General features: G+C 63.6%; 4 protein-coding genes and 1 pseudogene. 1 reads left to right on the top strand and 4 read right to left on the bottom strand.

Going from position 1 to position 4,511, the window contains the following annotated elements:
* Window positions 1-17: 17 nt before the first annotated feature.
* Together HMPREF9371_RS13800 and HMPREF9371_RS13795 are read right to left on the bottom strand one after the other, a co-directional pair.
* Entirely contained in the window at window positions 18-548 is a 531-nt protein-coding gene (locus tag HMPREF9371_RS13800; protein ID WP_009119772.1) for a DUF2254 family protein, read from the bottom strand.
* Entirely contained in the window at window positions 460-1,266 is an 807-nt protein-coding gene (locus tag HMPREF9371_RS13795; protein WP_009119771.1) for a DUF2254 family protein, read from the bottom strand. Before HMPREF9371_RS13795 ends, HMPREF9371_RS13800 begins: the two co-directional genes overlap by 89 nt.
* Window positions 1,267-1,389: 123 nt before the next feature.
* Between HMPREF9371_RS13795 and HMPREF9371_RS13610 the strand changes: the two are divergent.
* A pseudogene (locus HMPREF9371_RS13610) lies at window positions 1,390-1,607 on the top strand (ATP-dependent exonuclease).
* Between the two features lie 93 nt (window positions 1,608-1,700).
* Here HMPREF9371_RS13610 and HMPREF9371_RS09040 read toward each other — a convergent pair.
* Together HMPREF9371_RS09040 and HMPREF9371_RS09035 are read right to left on the bottom strand one after the other, a co-directional pair.
* Complete coding sequence (locus HMPREF9371_RS09040) at window positions 1,701-3,641, bottom strand: M48 family metallopeptidase (RefSeq protein WP_040660436.1); 1,941 nt, start codon at window positions 3,639-3,641, stop codon at window positions 1,701-1,703.
* Window positions 3,642-3,647: 6 nt separating this feature from the next.
* Window positions 3,648-4,436 (bottom strand): hypothetical protein, encoded by a 789-nt coding sequence (locus HMPREF9371_RS09035; RefSeq protein ID WP_040660434.1) that lies wholly within the window; start codon window positions 4,434-4,436, stop codon window positions 3,648-3,650.
* Window positions 4,437-4,511 lie beyond the last annotated feature (75 nt).

Genomic DNA, 4,511 nt, shown 5'->3' with positions numbered 1-4,511 from the left:
TGTTTTGCACAGGTGTTTCAGAGCGTGTCGATAAACAAACGGCGGTGTTTTTCCCGCAGGGCTTGTTTGTCGCCGTCGAAGTCCAAAACCTGCTCCGCCCGAGCCAAAGCCTGTTGGGCCATGGTCTCGGCAGCGGCGGCCACCGCCGGTTCGGGCGCACCGCGCCGGATGCCGGCCAGCACTTTCTGCATCACCAAACCCACTTCGGCCACGCCGGCACCGTCGCGGGCGATGGGGGCGAAGCCGTCGCGTATCCATTTGCCTTCGTCTAGGCGCACGATGCTCAAGCGGTCGTAAACCGGCCCGTCTTTCTGTTCCGCTTTCGGATGGTCCAGCAGCAGACGCATCATGCGCGTCATCACATTGATGGCGGTGCCGGGGTCGTTAACCGCCGCCGACAGCGCCCGTTGTGCGGCTTCGCTCAGCACCACGAAGCCCCAACTCGGGTCTTGGGCGTAATCACGGCCCACGTCGAGCATAAAGCAGCCGCGCAGTGTGTCCGTGTTTATGTCGCCGCCGCTGACGGTGGCCAGCGGGGTGTCGGGCATAATTCAGTTCGCCGGGGCGCACCAGAATGTGGATGTAGCCCTCGCCTTCTTCCGCCCGTTTCTGCAGGCCGGCCATGTCGATGTGGGCGAGGTAGCCGTTGCCCCGGGCATACAGCACGGCGGCATCGGCGTGCGGTTTGCCCTGCCAGGCCGCGCCCATGTTTGGCCGGGCGCGGTAAGCGCGCACGGCGGCCGAGGCGGCGGTATGGATTTTGTCTAAGGTATTGCCCATGCGCCCCAATTGGGAGAGCGTGTGCACCCAGCGGATCAGGGTAACGATCAGGTAGGCCAATACCAAGGCGGTGCTCACAAACAGCACGAAGCGGCCGTTTTGGCCGTAAAACTCCATGCCCAGCGCGGTTTTGGCGATGATGGCGTAGATAAAGGCGGAGATGAAACTGGCAATCGCGGTGCGGGTGGTGTCGTCGCCCATCACCAGTTCGGTGGCGCGGGGCGTGGCGCTGCTGGCGGCCGAGGCGAAGGCCGATACCATAATCGACAGTGAAAAGGTGCTCACCGCCAGCATGCTGGAGGAGATCACCTCCAACAGGCTCTCCAGCGTGCCCAGTTCGATCTCGGGAAGGGTGTCGGGCGGCAGCCAGATGTTGAGCAGGCGGGCGGCAAAGGCAAACAGGGTGGCCAGCACGGCGCCCAAGGCGGGTTCCACCCATAAACGGTTACTCGGTTTTTTCAGGGCCAACAGCCAACGGTACAGCATATCAAGCTCGCTTTTGCGGGAATGAACAATTCGGAAAGGGGCACAGTATAACGCGCAGCGGTGTTGGGGTGCAGGAGAAGGTCTTCAGGCTACCTGAAAAGCTTTCAGGTAGCCTGAAGACCTTTGCAAAACCCCCATCTACGGCGCATTTCTGCGTTGTGCGTTTATGCCCTATGGGTACTGCTCGCTCACTTGCCTATCTAGATGATATGTCTGTCCCACAGGGATTCCTGGCGTTCACGTTCGCTGCGCGGCTACGCCTTGAACTGCATCCACATCTGGGGGTTTTGCAAAGGTCTCAGCCTGCTGTATGCAGACGGAACCTGCCGGGGCTTCGCTGATTTGCAAAATGGTGTTTCCGCCTGTTTTTTGCCTAAGTTTTGAAGTGGCGGCGGCAAGGCTGACTGGCCGCCCGAGCGTGAGCAACAGCGGCATCAGCGCACGCGGGCACGGGGCACGCGTTGCAAGGCGCGGCGGTAGGGGCGGCTGCGGCTGTCGAGGCGGATGAGAAAGAATTCGTGGGGGAAGGGGAGCTTGAGCAGGCGCTGGTGCAGGTGCTCGGCCCGCTCTTCGCGGTCGGGCGTGTGGCGGGGCAGGCTCAGGGTGTAGCCGATCACATACAGCGGCTGCTGCGGCAGATGGCGTACGGTTTTTTGGGCCAGATAAATCTGGTCGATTTCGGGCATATCGGCTATGTGCCGCAGCCAGTCGGCCAGTTCGCTTTCCTTGAGGGCGGGCGGCTGCAGCGGGTCGTCGGGCAACCATTCGGCGCGCTCGAAGCCGGCCTGTTCTTCTTCGTAACGGCGCTGGTCGGCGAGGTCTTGGTAGTGGGCGGCGGCATCGTGGCGGCCGTTGCGCCGGTGGTAGTCGGCCTCTTCTTCGGCGGCGGCGAAAATCAACCCTTCGTCGAGTTCGGCGGCGCGGCGTACCAAGGTGGTGCCGTCGGCATCGTCGCGCAGTAGCAGCTGGCGGCCGTAGGCGAACATCAGCGGCGGATGTGCGGGATGTTGACGGTAGCTCGCTTCCAGTAAGGCGAAGGCGGCATCGCGGTCTTGGCGGACGCGCTCGGTGAGCCAGGCGCGCTCCAGCGTTTCGTCCAAAGACAGCGGCGCGGCTTCGGCGGCGGCGTCGAGTTCCTGCAGGCGGCGGACGGCGGTTTGGCCTTGTTGATAGCGTTCGCGCCAGTTGTCGCGGGCGTCGGCCCACCATCGGCGGTCGGTTTCCGCCACCAGCGGGTCGGCGGCTTTGCCCAAGAGGTGCATGGCGTTGCCCCCGGATAGCGACAGGCGCGGATATTCGTCCAGCGCTTCCAGCCGCCAGGCGAGGGTGGGGTGGTTGTCGTGAATGTAGGCGGGCGTTTGGAGCAGCGCTTGCAGATGCGCCTGCAGGCGGGCGTGGTGCCGTTGGCGGATGTCGTCCAGCGCGGCGGGGTAGTGAGCGAAGGGCAGTTGCGGCGGGCGCAGATGCTGTTCGCTCTGCGTCCAAACTGCTGTCCAGTAATGGCGGTCGAAATCGAGGCCGAACACGTGCAGACGGCACATGGCTTGGGCATACAGGCCACCTGAATAGCGGCGGGCGGCGGCTTGGTCGCACTGCAACACCTGCTGGCGCATCAGGGTGTGCCACCAAATGTCGGCAAAGGGCAGATAGCGGCGGACGAGCGGCCGGAACAGGGGCGCGAGCAAACGGCCTTCAAATTGTTCGGCCAGCTGCACCCAGCGGCGCCGTTGCAGCCACAGTGTGTCGTTGGCGCCGCTGAAGCCCTCGGCCAGGTGGGCGGCTTGGTAGGCGATGAGCGGGCGCAGGCTGTCGGCATCCAAGCTCTGCAACAGCGGCAGGCCGATGTGCAGGCGGTTGCGCCAAGGCAGGCCGAACAGGCGGCGCTGCGCGCTGTAGAGGCCGTATTCGTCGTGCAGCCAAACTTCGTGGATGCGGATGCGGCAGGCGCGGGCTTCTTCGTCTATCAGGGCAAACCAGTCCGGCGCCTCCTCCCGTTGCAGACGGATGCCTTCTGGCGGGGCGGGTATCCGCCAGGCGGTGCGGATGATGGAGCAGTAAGTAAAAAACCACTCCAGCGTCCAGACAAACATCAGCAAAGGCAGGAGTGCACCGGGCATCCACAGCAAGGGTGCGATGGCGGGAAACCACCGCTCCGCCACATACGCCAGCAGCCCGGCAGGCGGCGACAGCAGCAGAAACGGCAGCGCCAAAGCCAGCAGCAGCGTCAAGGCCAGAGCCAGCAACAGATAGGCCTGCCCCAGCCACAGCCAAAATCGGGCCGCAAAGCGGTAAACCTGCGGCGCGGTTTCGGCGAAGCGCTGGCAGAAATCGGTGAGGCGGACGGCAAACGGCAGACGGTCGGACATAATGGACAAAAGCGCTCAGCGCGGTCGGGGGTAAAACTGCACCGGCTGTTCGTTGGCGGGCAGCTGCAGTTTTTTGAGGGCGTGGCCGTAAACGGTTTCTAGGGTCACGCTGCCCAAAATACCATCGGCAAAACCTCGGTTCACCGCAGCGCGGGCGGCGGCTTCGTCGTCGAAGGACAGCGCCTGCCAAATGCCCAGCGTGTCCATGTCCTGCCAGAAAGTGTCGGCGCGGGCATAGTTCAGATGCAGCTTGGCAGTGTCCATCACCGGGTCGTAAAAGCCGTGGTGAAACAGCATGTCGCCCAAGTCGTGCATATCGGTAAACGGGCTGTCGGCGCGGATGCCCTGCTGTTTCAGGTAGCCCGTGATTTCGGCGAGGGTGTCAATGCCGAAATGGGTGAAAAACAGCAGGCCGTCGGTTTTCAGGGCGCGCGCCCAGTTTTCCAACACCGGCACGGGGGCGGCCGCAGCCGGCACCAGCCCCAGATTGGCCCACAGCCAGTCGGCCTGCGCTTCGGGCAGGGCGGCATCGGGCGGCTGGCAGCTTTGGGCGACGCTGTTTTTGCCGGTGAGTTTCTGCCACCAGCCGCTGCAGCGGGCTTCGGCCGAGGCCTGCAGAAAATCGGCGCGCGCATCGTATTCGCTGAATACGGCTTTGGGATAGCGTTCGGCCAACAGGCGGCGGCTGTGGTCGGCATCGGCGCCGAACAACAAAACATGCTGCGGGGTGGCGGTCACGATGTCCAGCCGCTGCGCGGTGTCTTCAGCCAGGCGGCGGTGGATCAGCCAACGGTCGTTTTGCATGGAAAGGAATGGGTAAGGAAAAGGCGGGATTATACGCCAAGGCTTGCGGCTTGAGGCGTGGGCTACCTGTATAGT

Source organism: Neisseria shayeganii 871, assembly GCF_000226875.1.
Lineage (GTDB): Bacteria > Pseudomonadota > Gammaproteobacteria > Burkholderiales > Neisseriaceae > Eikenella > Eikenella shayeganii.
The sequence above is the reverse complement of the archived record's forward strand: the minus strand, read 5'-3'. Positions and strand labels throughout refer to the sequence as shown.